The organism is Haematobacter genomosp. 1 (assembly GCF_002196855.1).
GTDB lineage: Bacteria > Pseudomonadota > Alphaproteobacteria > Rhodobacterales > Rhodobacteraceae > Haematobacter.
Window position 1 is genome coordinate 242,331 of record NZ_NIPW01000010.1, and the last position, 24,726, is coordinate 267,056.

Consider the following 24,726-nt stretch of genomic DNA (forward strand, 5'->3'; position numbering starts at 1 on the left):
CTCCATGGCTCAGAACCCGGACAGCAGCGGGTTGAACGCACCCCGCCGCCATTCGCTGTCCTGAAGGGCGATGTCGAGGCCAAGGCTCGCCACATCATCCGCCACCGGGTCGAGCGTCGGGTTCAGCGTCTGATAGAGGATCTTCACCCAACGGTGGCATTCGTCGCAGACCTCTGCCCGGACGGATGCCTTCTCCGCCTTGCCGCCCTCATCCAGCGTGCGGTAGCCGATGCCCTTGGTGGACCCGCAGCACAGGCACTTCACCCGCACCTCGTTCCACGCCGTCGCACAGCTTGCGCAATGGGCATAGCGCGTGTTCTCTGCCCCCGGCGTGCCGACCACAGTGGAGATGTTGGGCCGTCCGCCGCAGGCAGGGCACACGCCGGTGCGGATGGGCACCAGCGCCGCACTGTCCAGCGTCGCGGCAAGCCTCGCCAGATGCACCTGCACCCCTATGGCCACCAGCAGAAGGGGCGCCGTCGCTTCCTCCGGTATCGTCTCCGCCATCACATTCGCGATGAGCCAGCGCCGCGCATCCGCATCGGCCTCGATCACTGCCTCCAGCGCCACGCGGGCCTGCTCGGGCATCTCCACCTCGCGGAGCGCGGTGAGCGTCGCCTCCAGCGTCTCCTCCAGATCCGGGCTGTCGATGAGGGCGAGCCGGTCGATCGGCGGCATCGCCGCCTGACGGGCGCGGGCGACATCTTCGGCGGGCAGCGGTTCCGGCGCGGGCAGACGCCCGGCCACCTCCGCCTGAACACCCGTCAGACCGGCAAGGAAATCGAGAAACGGCCCCAGATCGCTGGTCTGCGCAAGGAAGGCAAAACGCTCCGCCCGCTTGCGGAACTCCGCCACCGGATCCAGCGGGCGGACGAACGGGGCGACGCTGATCCCGCCGATGACGGAGGGGTCGGGCTTCAGGCTGGGGTCGGACATTCTACCTCCCGGGCCGGACCGGCCACGGCTTCAAGATGGGGTTACTCTGCCGGATCACTCTGCCTGCGTCGAGCCAGTTCCTTCAGCCATTTGCGGTGGTGCTTCCAGCTCCACCCGCCCGTCACCGTGCCCCGCGTCATGGCGGAGAGCGTGCCGCGCGTCCAGAAGGCCGCATAGACGTGCAGGATGAAGACGCAGATGATGAGAACGGCCGCCAGTGCATGAACCAGCGTCGCGATCCGCCGCACGGGGATGGAGACGAGATGCGCGGTATATTGCTCCCACATCATCAGGCCGGTGACGATCAGCACCACGATCAGGCCCGACATCGCCCAGAAGATGAATTTCTGCCCGGCATTGTATTTGCCAAGCTCCGGCAGCTTCTCCTCCTTGTCCTTCAGCAGGTCGTTGATATGGCTGACCCAGACCACGTCCTCCCGCCGGGGCAGGTTCAGCCGGACGAGCCGGAAGAACAGGATGAAGAAGCTCACGAACAGGATGATGCCGATGATCGGATGGATCCAGCGCGTCGTCTGCCCGCCGCCGAACAGCCCGGTCAGGAAGAACAGCGACGGGTGGAACAGCGCCAGCCCCGAAAGCAGCAGCAGGATCAGCGACAGCGCGGTGACCCAGTGGTTCGCGCGGGTGACGGGGCCATAACGGCGGACCTCCACCGGGGGGCCGACCTCCTCGATCCGGTCGCCGGATTGCGAATAGACGCGCCTTGACCTCCTCATCGCCGACCCTCCCCGGCCAACTGTTCCGAACCGTCCGCGATCCTGCCCGGGATGGGGTGGCGCGGCGCGGTCATCCCCGCTCCTCCGGTGCGGCGGGCGGGCTGCCGGTTCTCACCAGCCGTTCTGCCTCCGCCTCATCCTCGGGGTGGACCTTGTTCGCCTTGCCGAACAGGCCATGCAGCGCCGCACCCGCCGCCGCCAGCCCCATGACGGCCAGGCCCGCCGTCTTGGCCGGGCCCTTCCAGCCGCTCACCACCGGAGAGATCTGCGGATCCGCGGGCAGGTTGGAGTAGATGGAGGGCTGATCGGCATGGTGGAGCACATACATCACATGCGTTCCGCCCACGCCCTGCGGATCGTAGAGACCCGCATTGTCGTAGCCGCGGGATTTCAGATCCTCGATCCGCTCCTCCGCATGGGCGACCATGTCCTCCTTGGTGCCGAAGACGATGGCCTGCGTCGGGCAGGCCTTGGCGCAGGCCGGACCCTGTCCCACCGCCACCCGGTCCGAACACAGCGTGCATTTGTAGGAGCGGTGGTCGGTCTTGGAGATCCGGGGGATGTTGAACGGGCACCCGGTGACGCAGTAGCCGCAGCCGATGCAGTTGTCGTGGATGAAGTCCACGATACCGTTGGAATACTGCACGATCGCGCCGGGGGCCGGGCAGGCCTTCAGGCAGCCGGGGTCGGCGCAATGCATGCAGCCATCCTTGCGGATCAGCCATTCCAGCTCGTTCGTCGCGGGGTTCTCCCACTCCGTGAAGCGCATGAGCGTGAACATCTCGGGCGTCAGGTCATGCGGGTTTTCGTAGTGGCCGGTGTTCTCCTCGATCTCCGGTTGTGTATCGTTCCACTCCGCGCAGGCGGACTGGCAGGCCTTGCAGCCGATGCATTTCGACACGTCGATGAGCTTGGCCACCGGCGTAAGCTGGCGCGTCGGCGGTGGCAGGTCGGAGGCGCGCGTGGCCGAGCGGCGGATCACGTCGCCCGGGCCGAGGTTCGCTTCCATCGGTTGCACCGGCGGGTTGGAGACGGCGGTTCTCGGACTGTCGGTCATGCCACGGGTCTCCCATCCACCGGAGCGGTCGAGGGTTCGATATTGACGAGGAACGCCTTGAACTCCGGCGTCTCGACATTCGCATCCCCCACGAAGGGCGTCAGCGAGTTCGGGCCGAAGCCCTTGCGCGCCGCGCCGGTAAAGCCCCAGTGCAGTGGTATGCCGACCACATGCACCGTCTTGCCATCACAGATCAGGGGCTTGATCCGCTTGGTCACCAGCGCCTTGGCTTTCACCTCACCCCGCTTGGACCAGACCCGCACCCAGCCGCCCGCGCGGATCCCGCGTTCGTCGGCAAGCTGCTGGGAAATCTCCACGAAGAACTCGGGCTGCAACGCGGCGTTGATCCGGTTGTGCTTCGTCCAGTAGTGGAAATGCTCCGTCAGCCGGTAGGAGGTTGCGACGAAGGGGAACTCGTCCGACGTGCCGAAGCTCGCCACGTCGTTCTGGAACACCCGCGCCACCGGATTGCCCCGCATCCGCGCGTTGAACACGTTGGGGATCGGGGATTCGAACGGCTCCATATGCGTAGGGAAGGGTCCGTCCCGCATCATCCCGCGGGTGAACAGCCGCGCCGATCCCTCCGGGTTCATGATGAACGGCCCCACAACGGACGGATCGGCGGTGAGGCCGATATCCGGCACGTCATATCCCGACCATTTCGCCCCGTCCCATTCGATGATCTTGCGAGTGGGATCCCAGGGCTTGCCCTGCATGTCGGCTGAGGCGCGGTTGTAGAGCGTCCGGCGGTTCAGCGGCCAGGCAAAGGACCAGTTCAGATAGGTGCCCGTCGCATCCGGGTCGGAGTTGTCGCGCCGGGCCATGTTGTTGCCCTGCTCGTTCCAGCAGCCGGAATAGATCCAGCAGGCCGATGAGGTGGACCCGTCATCGCGAAGCTGGCTGAAGTTCAGCACCTGTTGCCCCGCCCGGACGAGAACCTTGCTCGGATCCGCCGGATCGGCGAGATCCGACAGCGCCCGCCCGTTCAGCTCCCGCGCCAGTTCCTCCGCCGTGGGTTCCCCCGGATCGGCATAGCGCCAGTCGAGGTTCAGGATCGGCTCCGGCAGGACGCCACCCTCCGCCCGGTACAGCTCACGGATGCGGGTGTAGAGCTGCGCCAGAATCCACGTATCGTGCTTGGCCTGTCCGGGCGGTTGCTGCGCCGGCCAGTGCCATTGCAGCCAGCGCCCGGAATTGGTGAGCGAGCCTTCATCCTCCGCAAAGCAGGAGGTCGGAAGCTGGATCACCTCCGTCTGGATCGCCGCGGTATCCACATCGTTGAAATCGCCGTGGTTTTCCCAGAACCGCGCGGTCTCCGTCTCCAGCGGATCCATGGTCACGAGCAGCTTGAGCTTCGAGAGCGCCGATGTCGTCTTGCCCCGGTTGGGGAAGGCGAGGATCGGGTTGAACCCCTGGCAGAAGTAGAGGTTCACCCGCCCGTCGTTCATCAGCTCGAACATCCGCAGGATGTCGTAGGAGGGCACGTCGAGCTTCGGCAGCCACTGATAACCCCATTCGTTCTCCGCCGTCGCCGCATCGCCATACATGGCTTTCATGAGGCTGACGAAGAACTTCCGGTAGTTCTGCCAATAGCTGGTCTGTCCGGGGCGGAGCGGTTTGAAGCCCCGCGTGGACATGTAGGTGGTAAGGTCGGTCTCCTTCTCCGTCGGCATGTTGAGATAGCCCGGCAGCAGGTGGGACATCAGCCCCACATCCGTCAGGCCCTGGATGTTGGAATGTCCGCGCAACGCGTTCATCCCGCCACCGCGCACCCCGATATTGCCGAGCACCAGCTGCAGCATGGCCATGCCGCGGATGTTCTGCGACCCCTTGGCATGTTGCGTCCAGCCAAGCGCATACATCGACGTCATCGTCCGGGTGGGAGAGGAGCACTCGCCGATCATTTCTGCGATGTGAAGGAACCGCTCCTTCGGCGTGCCGCAGATCCGCTCCACCATTTCCGGGGTGTAGGGCTCCACATGCGCCTTGAGCAGTTGCCAGACGGAGCGCGGATGCTGAAGCGTCGGATCGGTCAGCGCGAAGCCGTCCTCCCCGATCTGGTAATCCCAGCTCGCCCGGTCGTAATCCCGCTTCTCCTCGTCATAGCCGGTGAACAGGCCGTCGGACCAGCCGAACTCCTCCTTCACCAGATAGGCGGAGTTGGTGAAGTTGCGGACATATTCCCACTGCACCTTGTCGTTCGCGATGCACCAGCGGATCAGCCCCATCAGGAAGGCAATGTCGCTGCCCGGCCGGATAGGCGCGTAATAGTCCGACACGGAGGCCGTGCGGGTATAGCGCGGATCGACGACGATCAGCTTGGCGCCGCGATGCGCCTTGGCTTCGGTGACCCATTTGAAGCCGCAGGGATGCGCTTCGGCGGCGTTGCCGCCCATGACGATCACGAGGTCGGTATTGCGGATGTCCGTCCAGGAGTTAGTCATCGCGCCACGGCCGAATGTTGGGCCCAAACTGGACACCGTGGGGCCGTGTCAGACGCGTGCCTGGTTGTCGAATCCTGCAATGCCCAAGCCCTTGACGACCTTCAGCGTCGCCCAGGCGGTTTCGTTCGTGGTGGCGGAGGCGGCGAGGAAGCCGGTCGTCGTCCAGCGGTTGACCGGGGTGCCCACGTCGTTGGTCAGGACCATGTTTGCGTCCCGGTCGTCCTTCATCGCGCGGGCGATGCGGTCGAGCGCCTCGTTCCAGCTGATCGGTTCGAACCGGTCGGAGCCGGGGCGGCGGATCTTCGGCTCGGTCAGGCGGGTCGGCGCCTTCACGATGTCCTTGAGCGCCGCGCCCTTCGGGCAGAGCGTGCCGCGATTGGTGGGATGGTCGGCGTCGCCCTCGATATGGATGACTTCCGATGCCTCGCCCTTGCGGACGTCGCCCTTCGCATAGATCAGGATGCCGCAGGCCACCGAGCAATAGGTGCAGGTATTTCGCACCTCCGTCAGCGTGGCGAGCTTGAAGGGCCGCACATGCGCCCTTACCGCCGCCTCCGCTTCTCCGAAGCCCAATGCTCCGAGAGAGGTCGCCGCCACACCCGCGCCTGCCAGCTTGAGAAAGCCCCGGCGCGAGAGGTCGAGGTTCATGAGGTCCTCCTCCTCTGCCTGTCCGTAAAGATGGGTGAGGGAAGGATGGAGCGGCCCATGGGGGCTGTCAAGGAAAAGCCCGAAAGAGCGAGGGTTTGTGATGCGACACTGCGGCGCAGCCGCGAAGGCGCCGTTCGCGCGGATCGCGTGCACAACGCGCCGGAGCGCGGCTGCAACGTGCCTTGGCGGGAGGCTGAAGGCCCCGATCGAAAGGCAATGATCGCTGGCATCCGCTGTCGGAACCCGGGAAATCAGCCTCGAAACGCCGGAAGTTCTCCGAGCCGGGAACGGACGCGCGCCCTGTGAGGAACATGCTGCGCCGCGACGGCTGCCGAAACCTCTTCGCTGCCTTTCAGCCAAAGGCAAACGCCTGCCCCGGCGTGGCCATCCCGGTCGTGAGCTCCACAGCCCGCGTCGCTCGCATGGCATCCCTGTGTGAGACTGCCTCTCGTGGCCCGTGCCCAAGCAGCCTGACAGTGCCGAAAGTGCATTGTCCCGCTTGAGGCGGCTCTTCGCTGGCGGGCAAGTTCTGGTCGAGCGGAAGAGTTCCGTCCGGCCCGCCACAGGGCCCCCAGCAGGCTGGCGTAGTTCGCGTGACGCCGACGATGTGGTGCAGGAAAGCGCCAGTTTCCCCGCAGGCGAAGGTAGTCCTGTCTTAAGGTAGTCCTGTCTTAAGGATATTGGCGTGACTGACGGACCGGCAGGGGGAAGGCAAGCTGCGGGACCGGGTAACAGGGAAGGGGTGAACCCGGACCGCCCGGCAGGGAGCATGCCCCCACGGCGCGGGCGACCCCGCGTGGAGGCGAGGAAACCATAACCAGCGTGCTGCCATGCAGGGCGTCGCCAGCGGTTCCGCGCGCAGGCGGGAAGCCCGATCTATGCCAAGCGGGCAGACGCAGCATGGGGAGGTCCGCACAAGGGGAAAGCCACGTGGAGCTTGGCTTGCCGGCCCGCTTCCGGCAGCAACTCCTTCTCCTCAGCCGTAGACCGGTACGCCCCTGTGCTGCGCTTCGGAATAGCGCGGGCCATGCGCGAAACCGGGCGGCATCAGCCGGGCGATCTCGCGCCGGTCCTCTTCGGTGAACGCGATTGCGGCGGCCCCGGCAAGCTCCCTAAGATGCGTGGCCGAGCGTGTTCCGGGGATGGAAAGCACATGCGGCGCGCGGTCCAGCGTCCAGGCCACTGCCGCCGCGGGAACCGACCAGCCGCGCGCGTGGCAAAAGCTGCGGAAGCCCTCCACCCAGCCGAGGTTCGCGCTCCAGTTCGGCTCCTGAAAGCGGGGGTTGCCGCGCCGGAAATCCGTTTCCGCAAAGCGGGCGGGGTCGGGGGGTGTTTCGGCGAATATGCCCCGCCCGAGCGGGGAGAAGGCGACGAAGGCCACGCCCAGTTCCTCCGTCGCCTGCACCATCCCGAGCTCCGGTTGCCGCGTCCAGAGTGAGTATTCGTTCTGGATCGCCGTCACCGGATGGGCGGCGTGGGCGCGGCGGAGCGTGGCGGGCGCGATCTCGGAAAAGCCGATCCCGCCGATCTTGCCCTCTTCCACGAAGCGGGAGAGGGTTCCCGCGACCTCCTCCACCGGCACCTCCGCATCATGGCGATGCGCGTAGTAAAGAGCGACCCGCTCCACCCCGAGCCGTTTCAGCGATTTCTCAAGAGCATCGCGGAAGTAGCTGGGAGAGTTGTTGAAATGCCGCGTAGGCTTCGGAATGATCCCGCCCTTGGTGGCGATCTGGAAGGTGGCCTTGCGGTCCGCCATATAGGCGCCGATCACCTCCTCCGACAGGCCCATCCCGTAAAGCTCTGCCGTGTCGAGAAAGTCGATCCCCAGATCGCGCGCCGCGTCCAGACAGCGGAAGCTCTCCTCCCGGTTGGTGGCGCCATAGAAGCCCGCGAAGCTCATGCAGCCAAGCCCGATGGCGGAAACCTCTGGCCCGTTCCGGCCCAGTCTGCGGCGGATCATCGTGCGTCCTCCCCGGCGAAAGCGGCTGTGAGGGCGACCTCCACCATCTCGCCGAAGCTCTTCTCCCGGTCGGCGGCGGGCAGCGCCTCTTTGCGGAGGAGGTGGTCGGATATGGTCAGGATGGCCAGCGCCCGCACACCGTAGCGCGCGGCGAGAGTGTAGAGCTCCGCCGCCTCCATCTCCACGCAGAGGATGCCGTGACGGGTCATCTGCTCGTTGAGGTCGGGGCGTTCGTCATAGAACACATCCGCCGAATAGATGCCGCCCGCATGGGTGGGCAGCCCGCGCGCGCTTGCCGCCTGCCATGCCGCATGGAGAAGGCCCCAGTCCGGCGTTGGCGCGTAGTTCAGCTCCCGGAAGATGCCGCGCGACGGAGTGGACAGGCTGGAGGCTGACAGGGCCAGCACCAGATCCCGCAGATTGACGCGCTCCTGCATCGCACCTGCAGAGCCGATGCGGATCAGCGTCCGCGCGCCATAGTCCCGGATGAGCTCGTTGGCATAGATGGAGAGTGAGGGCATCCCCATGCCCGATCCCTGAATGGTCACCGGATGCCCCCGCCATGTGCCGGTGTAGCCCAGCATGCCGCGAACGTCGTTGACGAGCCGGGGGCTGTCCAGGAAGGTTTCGGCGGCCCAACGGGCCCGGTAGGGGTCGCCGGGAAGCAGCACGGTTTCGGCGATGTCTCCGGGTGCGGCACCGATGTGGATGGTCATGTGGATTTCCGTTCGGGGGAGGCTGTCGTCCCTGTCTAGCATGGCAAAGGGGCCTCTCCGCAACCCGGTTGCTGCAACCGGCGGATGCGGCTCTGCGGAAGCCGGGTCTTGGGGGTACTGGTTTGCAGGCACTGGTTTGGGGGCACCGGTCTTGAGTGCGCAGGTTTGCCGGTGCCGGGCCTTGTAGGTGCCGGGTCTGTAGACGTGTCGGGTCTGCTGAGACGGTGCCGTCGGGGGTCGCGGGGGGCGTCCCCCGCGCTGCCGGAGGCAGCCTAGGACAGTGCCATCCAGTCCGCGATGGCCGCTGCCGTGGCCTCCATCACCACGCGGCCCAGAACCTCGCCCACAGGCGTGTGCAACCCCGCATGCCGTACCTCGCCGGAATCGGCGGCGAGCGCGATGCAATCCGTCCCGGTCCCGGTGGCCGTTCCGGTGACGAGGGTCAGGCCCGCCTCAAGCACCGCGGCGGTCCTGGCTTCCGCCACGATGGAGAGCGCCTCCACCATCGCCCCGTCGCTCAGCCCCTCCGACACCGCGACGGCGATGTTGATCGTGCCATAACCGCCCGCCGCGACGCCGGATGCCGCGATGCCGCCCGCCGCGACGCCGGATGCCGCGACGCCAGATGTCGTGACACCCGCTGCCAAGATGCGCGCTGCCGCGATGCCGCCCGCCACCCCGCCCTCCGTGGCACCGGATGGCGCGACACCGCCCGCCACCCCGCCTGCCGCGATACCGCCTGCCGCGACCGGTCGCCTGCGGCCCACGCGTTCCGCGTTGGAGAGGCCGGCGGTCACCACCGCCTGTGCGCGGACCCCCTCTACCTCCGCCGCCGCCCCACGCCAGGTGCCGACATCGCGGGAGGTGAGCAGGCCCACCGCCTCCGCGTCTCCGCACCGGGCGAGTTCACCGGCGAACCAGCGCCCGGTATCCAGATCTGCTGTCAGGTCCGCGTCCCGCACTTCCCGCCACAGGATATGCCGCGCGCTGACGAAGCCCGGCCGGTTGAGCGACCAGCTCAGCACCCGGCGCGTCCGGCCAAGGTCGCAGCGCAGCCACGGCCGGTCGAGGGTCACGGTCATCAGCCGCGGGCCCCCGTCGGGGCCGGGAAGGGGGCCGGGAAGGGGGCCGGGAAGGGGGAGGGACATGGGAAACCCGCGAGGGAGGATGCTGGAGCCGGGGATAGCGGGGCCGCCGCCGCTGTCAAGCAGGAGCACAGGATGCTTGCGCCGCCGCGGCATCGACGCCACCTTCGGGCGGAACCGGCAGCGCAGGGGGCGGGATGTTCGCGGAATATGAGGATCACGACGCGGTTGGGCTGGCGGGCCTTGTCGCGCAGAAAGCCGTTTCGGCGGAGGAACTGCTGGACGCGGCGCTCGCGCGGGTGGGGGCGCTGAACCCGCTCCTGAACGCGGTGACGCTCGTGCAGGAGGAAACGGCGCGGCGGTCGATCCGTGCGGGCCTGCCTTCCGGGCCTTTCGCCGGTGTGCCGTTCCTGCTGAAGGATCTCGGGGCGGAGGCCGTGGATTTCCCGACCCATCTCGGCTCCCGGCTGCATCGCGACACACGCTACGACTACGATTCGGAGATTTATCTGCGTCTGAGGGACAGCGGCCTCGTCACCTTCGGGCGGACGACCGTGCCGGAGGGGGCGATCGGGGCCGCGACCGAGGCGGTGGTCTATGGTGGGCCGACGCGGAACCCGTGGAGCCTCGACCATACGCCGGGGGGGTCCTCGGGCGGCGCGGCGGCGGCTGTCGCGGCGGGGATCGTGCCTGCCGCGCATGGCTCTGACGGCGGCGGCTCGGTGCGTATCCCCGCCTCCTCCTGCGGGCTGTTCGGCTTCAAGGCGACGCGGGCGCGGCTGCCGGATGGCCCGGCCTCCGGCGAGGCGTGGGGCGGCATGGCCATCGACGGTTTCCTGACGCGGAGCGTGCGGGACACGGCCGTCCTGCTCGACGCCTGCGAAGGGCCGGACCTCGGCGCGCCCTATTTCCCGCCGCCGCTCGGGGCGGGGTATCGTGACGCCATCTCCCGCCCGCCCGATCGGCTCCGCATCGCGCTTTGTGATACCACGCTGACAGGCGCGCCCCTCCACCCGGAGGCCCGCGCCGCCGTACATGACGCCGCAAGGCTGCTCGCGGATCTCGGGCATCATGTCGAACCCGCGCTGCCGCGCGCCGATACGCCCGCGATGATGGAGGCCTGGACCCGCATCGTGGCCTGCGGCACCGCGCTCTCCATCCGCCAGACCGTCGCCGCGCGGGGCCATGCGCTGGAGCCGGAGGAGGTGGAGGGCGTGAGCAGGGGCGCAATGGCCTTCGCCGCCACCCTCACGGGGGAGGATTATCTGGAGGCGCTGGAAACCGTCCACGCCTATGGGCGGCAGATGGCGGGGTTCTTCCTCGACTGGGACATCCTGCTCACCCCCACGCTGGCGGAGCCGCCCGCGCGGATCGGGCGCTTCTCCCATGCGACGGAGGATTACGTGGGCTACCGTACCGGGCCGGACGGGATCTTCGCCTATTCGCCCTTCACCGTCTCCTTCAACGCCTCCGGTCAGCCCGCGGCCTCCGTCCCGCTCTACTGGACGCCGGAGGGGCTTCCGGTCGGGGTGCAGCTCGCGGCGGCCTTCGGGGAGGATGAGCGGCTCATCTCCCTCTGCGCAGAACTGGAAACCGCGCGCCCGTGGTTCAACCGCCGCCCGCCCGTCACGCTCGCCGGGATCGCAAGGAGATGACCGCCGGGGCCGGGCGCCCCGCCGGCGAAATGCGCCGGTAAAGCGGGAGAGGCCCCCCGCTCTCATGCCCTGCGCTCCCGCGCTATCCCTACGGGTGCAGAATGTCGGGCCATGAGACCCGATCTTGCCGCTGAGCACCGAAGGCGAAAGCGGCTCGGGCTACTTCGAAAGCCCTTCCGGCCCCCCATGCCGCGTCCCGTCCTGCCCGAAGCGGAGGGAGGTCGAATGCGTAATCACGCCGCTCCTCGGAAACATGTCCGGCCCGGTCGGGCGCGCGGGGAGCATGGCATCGCGCATGGCGGTTCGGAGGGACGGGACGGCCAGCCCCCTCGGGCGGGACGGAGTACACCTTGTGGTTGTTTCGGGGCATCGACCTGCGGCCAGCCCCGCGCGCGGGACGGAGGGTAGGCGGCCCATTCCAGCACGGAAAGCCCGCAGCCAGCCCCCGCGCGCGGATGGAGGCCAAAAAGCCCGGCACCGGGCCAATCCGGCGCGGATGGAGGCCCGGGCATGTTGGGTTACCCCGTGAGGCCAGCCCCCTTCGCGCGCGGACGGAGGCGCAGGGGGCGGCGTCCATCTTTTTCCATTGCCCGCCCCCTCTCGCGCGGACGGAGGTTGATCATGCCGAGCCCGCCCGCGCAGAGCGCGGCCAGCCCCCCTCGCGCGCGGATGGAGGCAAGCGGAGCTGACGCTTGTCGCCCCCGTCCGGGTTGGCAGAGCCCTTCGCGCGCGCGGAAGCAGGAGGCAGGCGGTGCCCGTGCCGGAGACAGCCGTGGCCTCCGGCCCCCCTCGTGCGGGGACGGAGGCCCGAACCAGCGCCGCGCCCTCCGCCTGGTCAGCCCAGCCCTCCTCTGGCGCGCGGACGGAGGCGGTGGTCACGGGTGGTCTCGCAGTCGGGCAGGGCCCGTTTCCCGGCGCGCCGGCGGCGGGTGATCGAGGTGATCTGCACGGGCGACGTTCCCCGAGCCAGCGCCCTGAACGCGGACTGAAGCCGGAACGCGCCGGATTTGTTTGGCCCGGTGCCGTGCGGCCAGCCCTCCTGGCGCGCGGACGGAGGCTATGGCGACGATCCCGATGTGGACGCTATCTAGCCAGTCCCCCCGCGCCGCGCGGACACAGAGCTTCCGCCCGCAAAAAATGCGGGACACTTACGCCAACTAGCCAGTCCCTGCGCGCGGGGACAGAGGTGACGGCCCAGAAAACCGCCTCCTACACCTTCGGCCAGTCCCCCGCGCCCCCGCGCGCGCGGACGGAGGTAGTCCACGCGCATGATCGTGGTGCAGCGGCAGCCCGCGCCCCCGCGCGCGCGGACGGAGGAATTCGGAACTCCATTCCTTCCCGCTGGCCTGGGCCAGTTTCCCGCGCGCGGACAGAGGCGTCGCGCGGTTGTGGATGCCGCCCTTGACAGTGCCAGTCCTCCGCCCGCGCGGACGACGGGGTTCGGGGCGCGAGCAGGGGCATCCAGAGTTAACAGTCTCCCGCGCGCGGACCGAGAGGCTGCACACCTCAATACAGCCGTGCGGCCAGCCCCCTGGAGCGAGGATGGAGGCTTTTGCTAGGTGATGGACACTCCCGAAAAGCGCGGCCAACCCCGGATGGGGTATAGTTGGAAGATGCAGCCCGGACGCGCGGGCCCCAACCCCATGCGCGAAGGAGGGTTGTGGGCTGGCTCCACCTTCCCAGACCATTGCTCAGGAGGAAGGCAGACGCTCTGCGCATCCGATGGCCGATACCTCGGGGCTACCCATCCCCCACGCGGGGAGGGAGGGCCGGGCACCTGTGCCCGTCAGCGGCTTCCAAAGGCGCCATCCCCCCACGCGCCGGGGGAGGGCCGCCCCTCGGAGCTTGGACTTGGGGGGCCTGCTTTGGGGCATTTGACGCGGGGCCGACGGTTTTTGAAGCAACCTGACTTGGGTCGCCTGACTTGGGGAGGACGAGTTTGGGGACGACGGTCTTGGGATCAACGATTTTGGACCCGGCGACTTTTGAGCCGACGGTTTTGGAGCCGGCGGGCGTCCCCGGTCCCGGTCACGAGCCGGGACTGTTCAAGCCGCTCCCTTGCCGCTGCCCTTCAAGTCATGCCGCAGTTTGGGGCAGGACGAAGGGCACGCCCGGCGCGGGCGTCTCTCCCACCCGGAGGCGGCAGCCATAGGCTGCGGAGAGCGTCTCGCTGGTCAGCACGTCGCGCGGTGTGTCCGCCGCGACGATCCGCCCCTCGTGCAGCAGGACGACCTTGTCGGCGAAAAGCGCGGTGAGGTTCAGATCGTGCATCACCGCCACCACGCCGCCGCCACGGCGCGCGTAATCGCGCGCGAGCCGCATGACGGTCAGCTGATGGCCGATGTCGAGGCTCGCCACCGGCTCATCGAGGAACAGCCAGCGGGGCCGCCCGTTCAGCACCGGTTCCCACACCTGCGCCAGAACGCGGGCAAGCTGCACCCGCTGCTGCTCCCCGCCCGACAGCTCCTGATAGAACCGCCCCTCGAACCCCGGCAGGCCGACGGAGGCAAGCGCCGTCTCCACCGAAGGCGGTCGGGTCAGGGCGGCGTCGCAGCCCAGCCGCACAACCTCGCGCACCGTGAAGGGGAAGGACAGCAGGCTCGCCTGCGGCAGCACCCCCCGCAACCCCGCCAGCACGGCAGGCGAAAGGCCCGCGATGTCCTACCCGTCAAGCGCCACCCGGCCGTCATGACGGACCTCTCCCGTCAGCGCGCGGATGAGCGTGGTCTTGCCGGAGCCGTTCGGACCGACGATGGCCGTCAGCGCGCCTGCGGGGGCGGAAAGGCTCACCCGGTCGAGTATGACGCGCCGCCCGGCGCGGAGCGTGATATCGGTCGCAGTCAGGGTTGCTGTCACGGTCACAGGTCTATCACTCCCCGCTGGCGGAGCAGGATCCACAGGAAGAACGGCGCGCCCATCGCGGCGGTAACGATGCCGATGGGCAGCTCCGCGGGCGCGATGACCGTCCGGCTCACCACGTCGGCCAGCACCAGCAGCGCTGCGCCCAGAAGGGCGGAGCAGGGCAGGAGCCAGCGGTGATCCGGCCCGATGGCCAGCCGGAGGAGATGCGGCACCACGATGCCGACGAAACCGATCCCGCCCGACACCGCCACAGATGCGCCGGTCGCCGCCGCGACAGACAGGATCGCTGCCCGCTTCACCCGCTGCACCGGTGTCCCCATGTGCAGCGCGGCCGCCTCGCCCAGCGTCAGCCGGTTCAGCCCGCGCGCCAGAAACGGCGCCGCGGCGAGCGCGAGGAGGATGATCGACCCCGCCGCCAGCACCTTGGACCATGTCGCCCCGGACAGGGAGCCGAGACCCCAGAACGTCAGGTCACGAAGCTGCTGGTCGTTCGCGCGAAACACGATCAGCCCCGAGACCGCGCCCGCCATCGCACCAAGGGCGATCCCGGCAAGCAGCATGGTGGCAACCGATGTCCGCCCTTGCCGCGTGGCGATGGCATAGAGCGCGACGGTCATCGCCCAGCCGCCGCAGAAGGCCGCGAGCGGCACGAGATAGAAGCCCAGCACCGCCGGCAGGGCAATCCCCAGCGCGCCCGGCAGCACGATGGCCGCGATCGCGCCAAGCCCCGCGCCGGAGGAGACGCCGACCAGCCCCGGATCGGCCAGCGGATTGCGGAACAGCCCCTGCATCACCGCGCCGGACACGGCGAGCGACGCCCCCACCAGCATCCCCAGCATCAGGCGCGGCAGGCGGATGTCGCGCAGGATCGTCATGTCGCGGAGCGGCGCGGCCTCTCCCCCCAGCCAGTCGCGCAGCACGGCGGGCAGCGAGGCCTCCGTCGCGCCCTGCGTCAGCCCCAGCGTTGCCGCAGCGGCGAGCGCCAGAAGGAGCAGCAGGAACACCCGCCGCGCCCGCAGGCCCCGGTCCCCCTCGGCGCGCATCGTGCGCGTCTCGCTCACCACGACCACCTCAGCCGTCCGTCGCTGCGTGAAGCGCGCGGGACAATTCCTCCACCGCCGCGCCGGTCCGTGGACCGAAGCCCAGCAGATATAGCCCGTCCATCCGCACCAGCGCCCGCGTCTTGCCGGCGGGGGTCAGCGCCATGGCAGGCAGGGCGAAGAGCGTCTCCGCCGTCGCGCCGTGGTCGCCCCCCCGGTCCATCATCACGATGACATCGGGGGCGGCGGCGATCACCGCCTCGTCGGTCAGCGGCTTGTAGCCCGGAAATTCCGTAACGGCATTCTCCGCCCCCGCCAGCGCCAGAATCCCCGCCGCCTGCGTCCCGGTGCCGGAGGCCATGATGCGCCCGCCCTGCGTGGACAGAACGAACAGCGCGCGGGGCTTCGGACCGGGGCGGGCGGCGGCGGCGGCATCAGATGCGGCGGCAATCTGTCGCGTGACATCGGCGGCCAGCGTCTCCGCCCGGCTCTCCAGACCCAGCGCCGCCCCCACGGCCCGGATCTTCGCGCCCACGGCTTCGGCCGTCCAGCCGTTCGGAACGGTGACGAAGGGCACGGCGGCGGCCTTCAGCTGGGCGACGGTCTCCGGCGGGCCGGCCCCGTCCTCGGCAAGGATCAGGTCGGGGTTCACGGCCAGCAGCCCTTCGGGCGACAGGGCGCGGACATAGCCCACATCGGGCAGGTCCGTCACCTCCGGCGGGAAGGTGGAGGTCGAATCGCGCGCGATCACCCGGTCCTGCGCACCGAGCGCGTAGATCACCTCCGTCACCGAACCGCCGACGGAAACGATACGCTGCGCCGTCTCCGCCGCGCTCGCCGGAGGCGCCGTCACCACCGTGAGCGCCAGAGGCGCCGTCACCATCATGAGAGCCAGAGCCGCGATCCGCCGCAGGGCTGCGGGCCGCGGGGTCAAGGCTCCCGACTGCTGGGCGGCGGGCGCGGCGCCCCGGTTCAACCCTCCGGGCCGCACCGGGATTGCGCCTCGGCGGAGCAGGGTGTCCCGCTCCGGGCTGCCGCGCGCGATGAGGGGGTCCAAAGACCACACCGGCGTATTGCCCGCCCCCGCGCGGTCATCTCCCCAGGCAGGATGGGGATCAGTCACCCGGGCAGTTCCCCCGCCAGTCACCGGGCCAGCCACCCCGCCAGTCACAGGGTCCGTCACGGGGTCCGCCACCCGACCAGCCACGGGGCCTGTCACTCGGACAGTCACGGGGTCCGTCACCCGGCCAGTCGTGGATCCGGTCACGGGGCCGGTCGTGGGGTCAATCACCCGGTCAATCATCCAGTCAATCGTGGATCCAGTGACCGGGCCAATCGCTGGGTTAGTTACCGGTCCAGTTACTTGACCAATCACGGCTCCAGTCACGGTTCCAATCGCGGGGCCAGACGCGCTCCGCGGTGCCGGAGGACACGTCGTGCCTTCGGAACCGCGCGCATATCTGTTTCCGTCCGAATGGAAAGGCGCGCGGGGCGGGGTCAGGGACGCAGGCTGACTGCGATCCCGGGCCTGCTTCCGATCCCGCGCCTCCGGCCCGTTTCGCCCTTTGCTCATGCTGTCACCGTTTCGGCGCGCGGCAGGGTGGCGACCAGCGTCTCCCAAGCGCGGGCGTTCTCCTCTCCCCTCCGTCCGAAGATCTGGAGGATCAGGTAGCCCTCCCTGTCGAACGCCTCGACGGAGACCGCCTTGCCGTGGCGGGTGGGCTTGTCCACCAGCCAGACCTCGGCCACGTGGTCGGTGCGCAGGTGGAGGTCGAACAGCGGGTCCAGCACGTTGATCCACGGCCCCATGGCGACGATATTGTCCACCGGCCCGGAGTGGATCTGGATGCAGCCCTCATTGCCGACGAACACCATCACGCCGGTCTTGCTGGCCGAGGCCGCCTTCAGCGTGACCGTAACCGCGTCATCGGCCAGCCGCACCGCCTGAGGCGCGCCCACGGTGCGATAGGCGCCGAGCCGGTTCATCTTGAGCTTCCGCGTCAGCGACAGGAACTGATGCGTGTCGGTCATGCGCAGCCATTCCTCCCGCAGCCGGTCCGCCTTGGAGGGGTCGGCCTTCGGCCCCTCCACCGGGGGGCGGGGCGTGACGGAGAGCGTGTCGGCCTGCTCCTCCTCCCGCAGTTCGGCAACCAGCCGGTCGAAGGCCGCGACATCGGAAGCGGGCCGCAGGTGAACCTTGTGCACCGCATCACCATGGGCATCGAACACCTGAACGGAGCGGCGGATCCCCTCCGCGGTCGGCTTTTCCACCGCGAATCCATGCACCCAGCGGGAGGGGAAGATGCGCAGGTCGATATCCGGCCCGGTGAGCATCGCCGCATGCGGCCCGTCGGTGAAGTCGGTGTAACGGCCCACGCGCTCATGCACCGCGCTTTCGTTCCGGGTCAGGGCGAGAACCTCTCCCAGTGAGTCGACCAGCGGGATCAGCCGCCCGGGCACCGGGGATATCCGGGTGACGCCATGGCCCACATGCGCGGCGACCAGCGCTGCCTCGCTGATGCCAAGGGAGGCTGCGAGATCACGCTCCCGCATCTTGGGATTGTCTGCGCGTGCCGTGCGGATGGTTTCGGCGGAGGGAAGGGTCATGGCAACCTCTTGTGCTGTCGTCATTTCTGCTGAGGCATCACGGCGTCGTGAATACTTGACAGAAATTGTTCGTCTCTCTAGAGGCAACATGCCTGACCGATCAAGTCAAGAATTGCCGAATGCGAGCCGCCAGCAGAAGCCAGCCTTTCGCCCGATCTCCGAGAGGACAAAGATGCGACTTCTGCCCCGGCGCCTGAGGCGCGACCTGATGATGAGCGTGGCCGCCGCCGCGCTTCTGGCGCTGCCCGCCGCCGCGCAGGATGCGGCGGAAGTGACCCGGAGGGGAGAGCCTGCGACCGTGCTCAACCGAATCGTTCTCGGCGCGGGTCAACCCAGGGTGGCGACAGACACGCCGCAGGCCGTCACCGTCATCGACCAGCAGGATCTGGACAGCGAGCAGGCCAGCTCCATCGACCAGATTTTTGCCAATGTGCCGGGCGTTCAGGGCGCGGGGGCGGACAACCCGCTGGGCTTCGCCTTCAACATCCGCGGGATCGGCGGGACCGAAACGACGGCCAGCGAATCGCGAATCATCGTCAATGTGGACGGTGTGCCGAAGTTCTACGAACAGTACCGCATGGGATCGTTCTTCTCGGACGTGGAGCTTTACAAGCAGGTGGAAGTCCTGCGCGGCCCGGCAAGCTCCACGCTCTACGGCTCCGGCGCGATCGGCGGGGTGGTGAACTTCACCACCAAGGACGCGTCCGACTTCCTGACGGACGGCAACACCCATGCGCTGCGGTTCAAGGGATCCTACGATTCGAACGGTTCGGGCTGGCTCGGCTCGGTCATCTACGCGCAGAAATACGATGAGCGGTTCGAGGTGATCGGCAACCTCAACTACCGCACGATGGATGAATACAAGGACGGCAACGGCGACAGGGTGAAGGGCTCGGACGCCGAGGCATGGTCGGGGCTGGTGAAGGGCACCTATCACTTCGGCCAGGATCTGGACCAATCCGTCCGCCTCTCCTACCAGCGGACGCAGAGCGACATGAACGAATCGCCCCTGGTGCGCACCGGCGGCGGGGCGCCGATCATCGACACCTTCGGCTATATCAACCGCGACGTGACCGACGACACGATCGTGGCCGAATATGCCAACCCCTTCGTGGACAATGCCTGGCTCGACCTCAGGGTGCAGCTCTCCTATTCCAAGACGCAGGTGAAGCAGTCCGACCACGTCGATACGTCCGGCGGCTTCGTGATGTGCATGCCCGGCACGCTGGCCGTCGTCTGCGACAGCGAATACGCCTATGAAACGACGCTGGCGAAGGTGGAGAACGTCAGCGAATTCGCCTTTGGCGACTGGCAGAACTACCTGACGACCGGGCTTCAGTTCACCCATCAGAACCGCGTGGCGACCAGCGCGGTCGGGGCGCTGAACTTCCACCCGGAGGGCACGGACGACAAGATCGGCGTCTATGCGCAGGCGGAGTTCAACTGGCGGGAGCGTCTGTCCATCATTCCGGGGATCCGCGTCGATTTCGGCGAGCGTTCGCCCGGTTCCGGCATTCCGGGGGCGGAAGATGTCTCCGACACCGCCGTCTCGCCGAAGATCGCCGCGCTCTACAAGCTGACGGACGCCTGGGGGATCTTCGCCTCCTACGCGCGCACGGAGCGGATGCCGACGCTGGACGAGCTTTACGCCCATGACGCGCGCCGGGTGCCGAGCCTCGACCTTGCGAAGGAAAAGGCCGACACGGTGGAGGTGGGCGTGAGCTATTCTGCCCACGGCCTGCTGGATGCGGATGACAGCCTCGCGCTCAAGGGCACGCTCTTCCACAACGATATCGAGAACCTCATCGCTTCAAATACCGGTTACCAGCCCGTGAACGGCGCGGTTCCCCGGTATCTCAACATCGACAACGCGGAAATCTGGGGCGGGGAGCTGGAAGGCGCCTATTCCGCGGACCGGTGGTTCGGAAGACTGGCCTATTCGCAGGTCAAGGGCGTGAACAAGGACACGCGGGAGACGCTCTCCACCGTTCCGGCGGAGCAGGTGTCGCTCACGCTCGGCGGGCGGCTGCCGGAGCGCAATCTTGAATACGGCTGGCGCGCGACCTACGTCGATTCCATCACGACGACGCTGGGGCATTTCTCCGCCTACGATGTCCACCGCCTGTTCGTGAGCTGGAAGCCGGATACCGGCGCGCTCGCCGGATTCACCGTCGATTTCGCCGTGGATAACGTCTTTGACGAGGATTATCGAAACAATCTCTACCAGGACAACGGGCGCGGGAGGACATTCAAGTTGTCCATGACCAAGCAGTTCGACTGGTAGGCACGAACCCGGCCGCCGGTGAGGTGCCTGGCGGACAGGCGGAAGGCCCCGGGGTTCCCTCGCCGGGGCCTTTCGAATTAACCGCAGCCGCGTCATTCGCAGTGCGGCCCTTGCGGGGGTCCGAACGCATGACTAAGACTCTAGAAAGAGATCCGTGATCTATTACTCCTCCAGACCAAGGCAGGGCGGAAAATGAGAGACCCCATCGACACGTGGACCAACTTCATCATCCCGACCGTGGAGGAAACCAACTCCCGCGGGTCCATCCGCTACGACATCTTCTCCCGTCTGCTGAAGGAGCGGATCATCTTCGTCGCCGGTCCCGTGCAGGATGACATGGCGACGGTGATCGTGGCGCAGCTTCTGTTCCTTGAGGCGGACAACCCGAACAAGGAAATCTCGATGTATATCAACAGCCCCGGCGGTGTCGTGACCTCCGGCCTGTCGATCTACGACACGATGCAGTACATCAAGCCGAAAGTATCCACCGTCTGCATCGGGCAGGCGGCCTCCATGGGGTCGCTCCTGCTCGCGGCCGGGGAGCACGGGATGCGTTTCAGCCTGCCGAACAGCCGCATCATGGTTCACCAGCCCTCCGGCGGGTTCCAGGGTCAGGCGACGGACATCATGATCCACGCCCAGGAAACCCAGAAGTTGAAGGAGCGGCTGAACGGCATCTACGTCAGGCATACCGGGCGCAGCCTCAAGGAAGTGGAGGATGCGCTGGAGCGTGACCGCTTCATGTCGGCCGAAGACGCGAAGGAATGGGGCCTGATCGACGAGATCGTGGCGGATCGCGGCAAGATGGAAAGCGCCAAGTGAGGCGAAGCGGCGCGCATTGCTGCACCGCAGCCATTTAGGCGTTGTGAAGAAAACAGGGCTGTCCTAGACTTTTGGGGCAACCCTCGTCCAGCCGGGACGTTACTCCGGGTCTTGGCATAGGAGCCGCAGAGGTATCACATGGCGAACAACTCCTCCAGCGACAGCAAGAACACGCTCTACTGCTCCTTCTGCGGAAAGAGCCAGCATGAGGTGCGCAAGCTGATCGCCGGCCCGACCGTGTTCATCTGCGATGAATGCGTCGAGTTGTGCATGGACATCATCCGGGAGGAGACGAAAACCTCCGGCCTGAAATCCGCCGACGGCGTGCCGACCCCGCGCGAGATCTGCAAGGTTCTTGACGATTACGTCATCGGCCAGATCCACGCGAAGCGCGTTTTGTCTGTGGCCGTGCACAACCACTACAAACGGCTTAACCACGGCGCCAAGTCGTCCGAGATCGAGCTGTCGAAGTCGAACATCCTGCTGATCGGCCCCACAGGGACGGGCAAGACCCTGCTTGCGCAGACGCTGGCCCGCATTCTCGACGTGCCGTTCACCATGGCGGACGCGACCACGCTGACCGAAGCGGGCTATGTCGGGGAGGATGTGGAAAACATCATCCTCAAGCTCCTTCAGGCGTCGGAATACAACGTGGAACGGGCGCAGCGCGGCATCGTCTATATCGACGAGGTCGACAAGATCACCCGGAAATCCGACAACCCCTCCATCACCCGCGACGTGAGCGGGGAGGGGGTGCAGCAGGCGCTGCTGAAGATCATGGAGGGCACCGTCGCCTCCGTGCCGCCGCAGGGCGGGCGCAAGCATCCGCAGCAGGAATTCCTGCAGGTGGACACGACGAACATCCTGTTCATCTGCGGCGGCGCCTTCGCCGGGCTGGACCGGATCATCGCCCACCGGAACAAGGGGTCCGGCATCGGCTTCGGTGCCGAGGTCAAGGCGAGGGACGAACGGGGCGTGGGAGAGCTGTTCCGCGAGCTGGAGCCGGAAGACCTGCTGAAATTCGGTCTGATCCCGGAATTCGTCGGACGTCTTCCGGTGATCGCCACGTTGTCCGACCTTGATGAGGAAGCGCTGGTCACCATCCTGACGGAGCCGAAGAACGCGCTCGTCAAGCAGTACCAACGTCTTTTCGACATCGAAGGGGTGAAACTCACCTTCACCGAAGACGCTCTGAAAGCCATCGCCTCGCGCGCGATCAAGCGCAAGACAGGCGCGCGCGGTCTCCGCTCGATCATGGAGGATATCCTGCTCGACACCATGTTCGAACTTCCGGGCATGAATGGCGTGGAGGAGGTCGTGGTGAATGAAGAGGCCGTGACCGCGGGCGCGAAACCGCTGCTCATCTATACCGAGGCGAAGAAGGAACCGGCCACCGCCGGGTGATTTTCGCAAGGAATGAAAAAAAGGGCGGGTCCAATGATCCGCCCTTTTTGATTCCCGGAGTGGATATCGTAGTGCAAGATCTCCGCGAACCGGGCCTTGCTCGCGATACGCCGCCGATCCCGCGCCCGAATATCGACTGCCCCATTCCGTTTGCGCGTCCAACTCCCTTGGGACCGCATGACTTTTGCATCCAACTCCCATTGAGACTGCACGACCGATCCCGGCGGATTCTTGCAGCCTTCGAAGGCTATGCTTCCATGACGCAGGCCGACCTCACTTCCTTCACGAATTATAGGCGGTCGAGCCAATCTCGCTGCTTCACAAAAACAGGCAGAGTACACGGCCCCTCATGATCCCGTGGCGTGGAAAAGCGTGCCGCTCTGAAAGGCGGAAACCTGCTGCAAAACGCGCAAGTAATTCCCGGCGAAAGACGCCAACCTGCCGAATTCTCCGCACAGGGCTGACTCTGAACCCCTTGGCGCGCGGTGGCGGTAACGGGCCGCTCTCTCCAACCTCTCAGGCGACCCATCCGCGATAAGATATCGGCGGGCTGCTGCAATGTTCTTGGATATTGCGCCAAATATCGGAGAGTCTACCCCAGAACGAGACAATATGGGCAGACTTCCGGCTGGCTTTCACCGGGTTGCCAACGATTGCCGCTCCACTTGGATGTGAAAGCCTTATCCAGTAGCCCGTTAAAGCGTTGCCACGCGGCGCGAACCCGTCCAGATTGGCGCGCGACCGTTGGATTTCTCGCAGGATGGAATGTTCAGACGATGCTCCGCCGATCTGCTGAACCATCACGGCATGATGCGCTGTCACTCCATCGCGAACAACTTGCAGATCGCGTGGACATAGTGCTCCATTTCGCCCGGAACCAGCGAGTAGTAGATCGCCTTACCCTCGCGCCGCGGCTCCACCAGCCCCTCCATGCGCAGACGCGCGAGCTGCTGGCTCACCGCGGCCTGACGGGTGTCCAGCAGTTGCTCCAGCTCGGTTACGGATTTCTCGCCCGTCGCCAGATGGCACAGGATCATCAGCCGCCCCTCATGCCCGAAGGCCTTCAGCAGCGCGGCCGCGAATTGCGCGCGCGGCGCAAGTTTCGACGGGTCCATTCCCTGCGGCGCGTCGGTCCTGCTCGTCACGATACCCAACTTTTGCCTGAAATCCCGCGGCTTTCGCATCGCGCCGCGTCTATCTTGTGGAAGTAGTGCCCATGCCGTCAGGGACAAGCTGTTCGCCCACCGTATCCGCCATGCGAGACGAGGCGTTTCGCCTCTTTGAAGCGGGCGTCATCGCCGCGGACCCGGAATCCGCTGTTCTGAAAGCGCTTCCTGATCGCAGGCCTGATCTGATCGTGGCCTTGGGCAAGGCGGCGCCGGGCATGATCCGTGCTGCCGTCGCGCGTTTCGGACCGGTTCCGGCGATTGTGATCACACATCGCGAGAATGCGGAGGCCAGCCTGCCGCCGGGCGTTCGCCTGTTCCTCGCCGGGCATCCCGTGCCCGATGAGGCCGGCCTTGCGGCGGGGAAGGCGGTGCTGGAGGCGGTGTCCGCGCTTGCTGCCGGGCAGAACCTGCTCGTGCTGGTGTCGGGGGGCGGATCGGCTCTGCTGCCCGCGCCGCCTGAAGGTGTGACGCTGGCCGACAAGCGCAAGCTGAACAGCCTGTTGCTGGCCTCTGGTGCGGATATCGGCGAGATGAACCTCATCCGTCAGCAGGTCAGCCTGCTGAAGGGCGGCGGTCTGGCGCGGGCCGCAGCCCCTGCCGATGTCGTGGCGCTGATTCTGTCCGACGTGGTTGGCGATGATCTTTCCGTGATCGCCTCCGGGCCGACCGCAGCGCCTGTCGGCACACGGTCGGAGGCGCGGCAGCGGCTCCGGGCGCGCGGTCTCTGGCCGGACCTTCCGGTCGCGATCCGGGCCTGTCTGGAAAGGGAGGATCAGCCGATTGCGGTGCCTTCCAACCATGTGGACAACCGTCTGGTCGGCTCGAACACCCTCTCGCGGGAGGCCATGGCCCGCGCCGCCCCCAAGGCGGTCTTGTCACGGGAGCCGCTGACCGGCGATGTCTCGGAGGCAGCCGCCCGCATTATGGCCGAGGCGGACGGGTCCGGCGTCTGGCTCTGGGGGGGCGAGACGACGGTGCGGATCCGGGGTGCGGGCAAGGGCGGGCGCAATCAGGAGCTGGCACTTCGTGTCGCGCTTCTGGCGGAGCAGGCGGGCTGGACGGACGACTGGGTATTCCTCTCCGCCGGCACCGACGGCCGCGATGGGCCGACGGAGGCAGCGGGCGGGCTGGTCGATCGTGAGAGCCTCGCCCGGATGCGTGCCGCCGGGATCGACCCGGAGGAGGCGCTGGCCCGGAATGACAGCAATCCTGCCCTCGCCGCATCCGGCGATCTTGTGATCACAGGTGCGACCGGGACGAATGTCGCCGATCTTCAGGTGATGATCCGCGCCTGACCTGC

At 67.2% G+C, this 24,726-nt stretch carries 16 protein-coding genes and 1 pseudogene; 5 read left to right on the forward strand and 12 right to left on the reverse strand.

Annotated elements, in window-relative coordinates; all coding sequences use genetic code 11:
- Positions 1 to 9: 9 nt before the first annotated feature.
- From fdhE to CDV49_RS07510, 7 genes are all read right to left on the reverse strand, one after another.
- A complete protein-coding gene (gene fdhE, locus CDV49_RS07480; RefSeq protein WP_088214914.1) occupies positions 10 to 936 on the reverse strand; it encodes a formate dehydrogenase accessory protein FdhE in 927 nt (308 codons plus the stop codon).
- Between the two features lie 41 nt (positions 937 to 977).
- Positions 978 to 1,673 (reverse strand): formate dehydrogenase subunit gamma, encoded by a 696-nt coding sequence (locus tag CDV49_RS07485; protein WP_088214915.1) that lies wholly within the window; start codon positions 1,671 to 1,673, stop codon positions 978 to 980.
- Between the two features lie 70 nt (positions 1,674 to 1,743).
- A complete protein-coding gene (gene fdxH / locus CDV49_RS07490) occupies positions 1,744 to 2,730 on the reverse strand; it encodes a formate dehydrogenase subunit beta (RefSeq protein WP_088214916.1) in 987 nt (328 codons plus the stop codon).
- Complete coding sequence (gene fdnG, locus CDV49_RS07495; RefSeq protein WP_088214917.1) at positions 2,727 to 5,822, reverse strand: formate dehydrogenase-N subunit alpha; 3,096 nt, start codon at positions 5,820 to 5,822, stop codon at positions 2,727 to 2,729. The genes fdxH and fdnG overlap by 4 nt, the downstream gene beginning before the upstream one ends.
- A 976-nt stretch (positions 5,823 to 6,798) precedes the next feature.
- Positions 6,799 to 7,782, reverse strand: coding sequence for an aldo/keto reductase (locus CDV49_RS07500; RefSeq protein WP_088214918.1), 984 nt, complete (start codon positions 7,780 to 7,782; stop codon positions 6,799 to 6,801).
- Positions 7,779 to 8,498 (reverse strand): purine-nucleoside phosphorylase, encoded by a 720-nt coding sequence (deoD, locus tag CDV49_RS07505; protein ID WP_088214919.1) that lies wholly within the window; start codon positions 8,496 to 8,498, stop codon positions 7,779 to 7,781. Before deoD ends, CDV49_RS07500 begins: the two co-directional genes overlap by 4 nt.
- 272 nt (positions 8,499 to 8,770) lie before the next feature.
- Entirely contained in the window at positions 8,771 to 9,580 is an 810-nt protein-coding gene (locus tag CDV49_RS07510) for an adenosylcobinamide amidohydrolase (RefSeq protein ID WP_088215041.1), read from the reverse strand.
- A 200-nt stretch (positions 9,581 to 9,780) separates the two neighbouring features.
- Between CDV49_RS07510 and CDV49_RS07515 the strand changes: the two genes are divergently transcribed.
- Positions 9,781 to 11,238, forward strand: a complete 1,458-nt coding sequence (locus CDV49_RS07515) for an amidase (RefSeq protein WP_088214920.1) — start codon at positions 9,781 to 9,783, stop codon at positions 11,236 to 11,238.
- 2,076 nt (positions 11,239 to 13,314) lie between these two features.
- Here CDV49_RS07515 and CDV49_RS07520 read toward each other — a convergent pair.
- From CDV49_RS07520 to CDV49_RS07535, 4 genes and pseudogenes are all read right to left on the reverse strand, one after another.
- A pseudogene (locus tag CDV49_RS07520) lies at positions 13,315 to 14,094 on the reverse strand (heme ABC transporter ATP-binding protein).
- Positions 14,095 to 14,096: 2 nt separating this feature from the next.
- A complete protein-coding gene (locus CDV49_RS07525) occupies positions 14,097 to 15,143 on the reverse strand; it encodes a FecCD family ABC transporter permease (protein WP_088215042.1) in 1,047 nt (348 codons plus the stop codon).
- 28 nt (positions 15,144 to 15,171) lie between these two features.
- On the reverse strand, positions 15,172 to 16,263 hold the full coding sequence (locus CDV49_RS07530; protein WP_306424932.1) for a heme/hemin ABC transporter substrate-binding protein: 1,092 nt from the start codon (positions 16,261 to 16,263) through the stop codon (positions 15,172 to 15,174).
- A gap of 446 nt (positions 16,264 to 16,709) precedes the next feature.
- Entirely contained in the window at positions 16,710 to 17,747 is a 1,038-nt protein-coding gene (locus tag CDV49_RS07535) for a hemin-degrading factor (RefSeq protein WP_088214921.1), read from the reverse strand.
- Positions 17,748 to 17,919: 172 nt separating this feature from the next.
- Between CDV49_RS07535 and CDV49_RS07540 the strand changes: the two genes are divergently transcribed.
- From CDV49_RS07540 to clpX, 3 genes are all read left to right on the forward strand, one after another.
- Positions 17,920 to 20,031, forward strand: a complete 2,112-nt coding sequence (locus CDV49_RS07540) for a TonB-dependent receptor domain-containing protein (protein ID WP_256947267.1) — start codon at positions 17,920 to 17,922, stop codon at positions 20,029 to 20,031.
- A gap of 192 nt (positions 20,032 to 20,223) precedes the next feature.
- The gene (locus CDV49_RS07545) at positions 20,224 to 20,853 is read left to right on the forward strand and encodes an ATP-dependent Clp protease proteolytic subunit (protein WP_088214922.1); all 630 of its coding nucleotides are present in this window, start codon (positions 20,224 to 20,226) and stop codon (positions 20,851 to 20,853) included.
- 138 nt (positions 20,854 to 20,991) lie between these two features.
- Complete coding sequence (gene clpX, locus CDV49_RS07550) at positions 20,992 to 22,257, forward strand: ATP-dependent Clp protease ATP-binding subunit ClpX (protein ID WP_088214923.1); 1,266 nt, start codon at positions 20,992 to 20,994, stop codon at positions 22,255 to 22,257.
- Between the two features lie 818 nt (positions 22,258 to 23,075).
- Here the strand turns inward: clpX and CDV49_RS07555 are convergent.
- On the reverse strand, positions 23,076 to 23,372 hold the full coding sequence (locus CDV49_RS07555; protein WP_088214924.1) for an ArsR/SmtB family transcription factor: 297 nt from the start codon (positions 23,370 to 23,372) through the stop codon (positions 23,076 to 23,078).
- A gap of 101 nt (positions 23,373 to 23,473) precedes the next feature.
- Between CDV49_RS07555 and CDV49_RS07560 the strand changes: the two genes are divergently transcribed.
- A complete protein-coding gene (locus tag CDV49_RS07560; RefSeq protein WP_088214925.1) occupies positions 23,474 to 24,721 on the forward strand; it encodes a glycerate kinase type-2 family protein in 1,248 nt (415 codons plus the stop codon).
- The last annotated feature ends 5 nt before the right edge of the window (positions 24,722 to 24,726 follow it).

Excerpts from the sequence above, each read along its gene's own strand:
- fdhE (WP_088214914.1), bottom strand. The coding sequence starts at position 936 with ATGTCCGACCCCAGCCTGAAGCCCGACCCCTCCGTCATCGGCGGGATC.
- CDV49_RS07485 (WP_088214915.1), bottom strand. The coding sequence starts at position 1,673 with ATGAGGAGGTCAAGGCGCGTCTATTCGCAATCCGGCGACCGGATCGAG.
- fdxH (WP_088214916.1), bottom strand. The coding sequence starts at position 2,730 with ATGACCGACAGTCCGAGAACCGCCGTCTCCAACCCGCCGGTGCAACCG.
- CDV49_RS07500 (WP_088214918.1), bottom strand. The coding sequence starts at position 7,782 with ATGATCCGCCGCAGACTGGGCCGGAACGGGCCAGAGGTTTCCGCCATC.
- deoD (WP_088214919.1), bottom strand. The coding sequence starts at position 8,498 with ATGACCATCCACATCGGTGCCGCACCCGGAGACATCGCCGAAACCGTG.
- CDV49_RS07510 (WP_088215041.1), bottom strand. The coding sequence starts at position 9,580 with ATGACCGTGACCCTCGACCGGCCGTGGCTGCGCTGCGACCTTGGCCGG.
- CDV49_RS07515 (WP_088214920.1), top strand. The coding sequence starts at position 9,781 with ATGTTCGCGGAATATGAGGATCACGACGCGGTTGGGCTGGCGGGCCTT.
- CDV49_RS07525 (WP_088215042.1), bottom strand. The coding sequence starts at position 15,143 with ATGCGCGCCGAGGGGGACCGGGGCCTGCGGGCGCGGCGGGTGTTCCTG.
- CDV49_RS07535 (WP_088214921.1), bottom strand. The coding sequence starts at position 17,747 with ATGACCCTTCCCTCCGCCGAAACCATCCGCACGGCACGCGCAGACAAT.
- CDV49_RS07540 (WP_256947267.1), top strand. The coding sequence starts at position 17,920 with ATGCGACTTCTGCCCCGGCGCCTGAGGCGCGACCTGATGATGAGCGTG.
- CDV49_RS07545 (WP_088214922.1), top strand. The coding sequence starts at position 20,224 with ATGAGAGACCCCATCGACACGTGGACCAACTTCATCATCCCGACCGTG.
- clpX (WP_088214923.1), top strand. The coding sequence starts at position 20,992 with ATGGCGAACAACTCCTCCAGCGACAGCAAGAACACGCTCTACTGCTCC.
- CDV49_RS07555 (WP_088214924.1), bottom strand. The coding sequence starts at position 23,372 with ATGGACCCGTCGAAACTTGCGCCGCGCGCGCAATTCGCGGCCGCGCTG.
- CDV49_RS07560 (WP_088214925.1), top strand. The coding sequence starts at position 23,474 with ATGCCGTCAGGGACAAGCTGTTCGCCCACCGTATCCGCCATGCGAGAC.